3 protein-coding genes and 1 pseudogene are annotated in these 2,112 nt (G+C 71.2%); 1 reads left to right on the forward strand and 3 read right to left on the reverse strand.

What is annotated here, in order from left to right:
- The 3 genes and pseudogenes from ACFYOS_RS36360 to ACFYOS_RS36370 form a co-directional block, all read right to left on the reverse strand.
- Nucleotides 1–101 (reverse strand): annotated as a pseudogene (locus tag ACFYOS_RS36360) (electron transfer flavoprotein subunit beta); the annotation flags it as partial.
- Between the two features lie 385 nt (nucleotides 102–486).
- Nucleotides 487–891 (reverse strand): hypothetical protein, encoded by a 405-nt coding sequence (locus ACFYOS_RS36365; protein WP_387151886.1) that lies wholly within the window; start codon nucleotides 889–891, stop codon nucleotides 487–489.
- A gap of 2 nt (nucleotides 892–893) precedes the next feature.
- Nucleotides 894–1,691 carry a GNAT family N-acetyltransferase gene (locus ACFYOS_RS36370; protein ID WP_387151888.1) on the reverse strand — a complete coding sequence of 266 codons (798 nt, stop codon included), beginning with the start codon at nucleotides 1,689–1,691 and terminating at the stop codon, nucleotides 894–896.
- A gap of 218 nt (nucleotides 1,692–1,909) precedes the next feature.
- On the opposite strand from ACFYOS_RS36370, the gene ACFYOS_RS36375 reads away from it, so the two are divergent.
- Nucleotides 1,910–2,112, forward strand: a 203-nt coding sequence (locus tag ACFYOS_RS36375; protein ID WP_387151891.1) for a hypothetical protein, incomplete at its 3' end; no start/stop codon positions are given.

A 2,112-nucleotide genomic window follows, 5' to 3' on the forward strand; every position in this document is an offset into this window, starting at 1 on the left:
ACGTTGTTCGCCGAACCGCGGTCGACGGTGTTGTCGTCAGAACGCAGGTTGCGGTCCGCGCCCGAATCGGGCACCTGCTTGACGAGTACGACGATGTTCATCGCGCTTCGACGACCCTCCTGTTTGGTGTAGCGATCACTCGCCCGGTTACGGGCGCAGCCTCGCGCGTGACTTAACGTTCGGTCAACCGCGCGCTGCTGTGCAGTTGCCCACGGACCAATGTTACCCGCAAGTAGCATAGCCCTCCCGAGGCCCCAGGGTGACACAGCTCACCGAGCGTCGCCGCGCCGGGTAAGCTCCCGAACCGGGAGGTGACCGACATGTCGGAAATCAGCGATCGGGCGGGCGCCCGGGCCGTCACGGGCGGCGTCGCCTCCCGCCGGGCCTGTCGCCGGATGGTCCCGGACACCTACCGCTGCACCTGCGGCCGGGTCCGGGACCGCTGCCCCCGGGCCAGCGTCCGCGCGCTCTGGTCGGGCGAGCCGGTCAGGCGGGCTCGGCCAGGGCGCGCCTGATCTTGTCGATCACCGCCGCCTCGGCCTTCGAGAGGCCGCGATGGGCCTGCGCCACCCGGTCCGCCGCGGCCAGCACCACCGACCGGTACGCCTCGACCTCCCCCGGCGCCTTCGCGCGCAGGATCTCCACCGACCGGTTCAGCGCGGGCAGCACGGTCGCCTCGATCTCCAGCGCGGAATCCCGCGGCAGCTGCGGCAGGGGGCCGGTGGTCAGCGCCTTCTTGACCACCCCGCTGGCGTCCCCCAACGCCCCGGACGCGGCGAAGCTCTCCCGCACCATGGACAGCATCCCGGGCTCGACGTTGGAGACCAGGAAGACGGCCCCGAAGGCCCCCGTCTTGAGGGTCAGCAACTCGTCCGCCGTCAACGGCTCCATGATCACGGAGTGTAGACGTACGGGGTGGTGGTGGTGACCGCAACGAGCCCGAGCCGCTCCAGGATCGGGCGGCTGTCCGGCGAGCAGTCCACCTGCACCAGCGCCTTGCCGCGCTGCTCGGCCAGCCGCGCCCGGTACGCCACCAGCGTCCGGTAGATGCCCTTCTTGCGCCACTCCGGCAGGGTCGAGCCACCCCAGAGGGTGGCGAAGCCGGTGCCGCGCACGTAGCGCACCCAGCCCGCGCTGACCACCGTGTCGCCCGCCTCGGCCACCACCACCGTGATCGACTGCGGGTCGGCCTCGATCTCCTTCGCCAGCCCGGTCACCAGGTGGCTCCGGTCCTCGTCCCAGACCGCCTCCTCCATCGCGGCGATCCGTTCCAGGTCCTCCCAGGTGGTCACCTCGCGCAGGCGTACCCCCTCGGGCGGGAGCGGGACGGCGGCGGCCAGGGCCGCGACCGGGCCGACCACGACGGTCTCCAGGTCCTCCGGCACGAAGCCGGCGGCGCGCAGCCGGTCACCGAGGTCGGCCGGCTCGTCGTGGCCGTTGAGCTTCCACTCGACCGCCTCGCCCCGGTCGCGGAAGAACCCGACCTGCCGGGCGATCAGCACGTCCAGCTCGGCGCCGGCCAGCCCGCCCAGGTCCCGGTAGGTGATGAAGCCGCGCTGGTCCAGGCCGAGGATCCGGACCAGCGGGCCGTCCCGGTCGACGGTCACCCCGGACGGCAACGGGTCCGGGATCTCCGGGCGGATCTGAGTGTCATAGGCGTCGCGCAGGCTCCGCGCGTCAAGATCGGTCATCCCTCCAGGCTATTGAGGTGTCCACCGATTTCCGCCGGGCCGACCTTCGTAGGAAGTTGTCGTACGGGTGGTGTTGGGTTCAGTTCGTGCCTCGTCGTCGGGATCCTGCCGCGCCTCGGGTTGTACATCGCACGGCGCGTGTCGGGTTGCGGGTGACGTCGGGGCAACGGCGGCGATGTTTCGGTCTGCTGCGTTCGGCTGGTGACGTGTGGGCCTGTGTGCTCGAGATCAACACCTGGCGACGTCGCCGCCACGACGCACCGCTGGTGGGCTATCAGGAGTTGTGCCGGGAACTGGCGGCGTCGGGGCCGGGCACGTTCGGCGACTTGGATACCGTAGCTGCCCGCTCGGTGTTGCGTCGCTTCTCGGATGCCTGGTTCGCGGCGGCGAACCGCCGCCGCGGCGGTGACCTGTCGGCGCG

It is taken from the genome of Micromonospora sp. NPDC005806 (assembly GCF_042871425.1).
In the GTDB taxonomy this organism is placed as follows: domain Bacteria; phylum Actinomycetota; class Actinomycetes; order Mycobacteriales; family Micromonosporaceae; genus Micromonospora.

Coding starts and splice junctions, on each gene's coding strand:
- ACFYOS_RS36370 (WP_387151888.1), bottom strand. CDS start 1,691: ATGACCGATCTTGACGCGCGGAGCCTGCGCGACGCCTATGACACTCAG.
- ACFYOS_RS36365 (WP_387151886.1), bottom strand. CDS start 891: ATGGAGCCGTTGACGGCGGACGAGTTGCTGACCCTCAAGACGGGGGCC.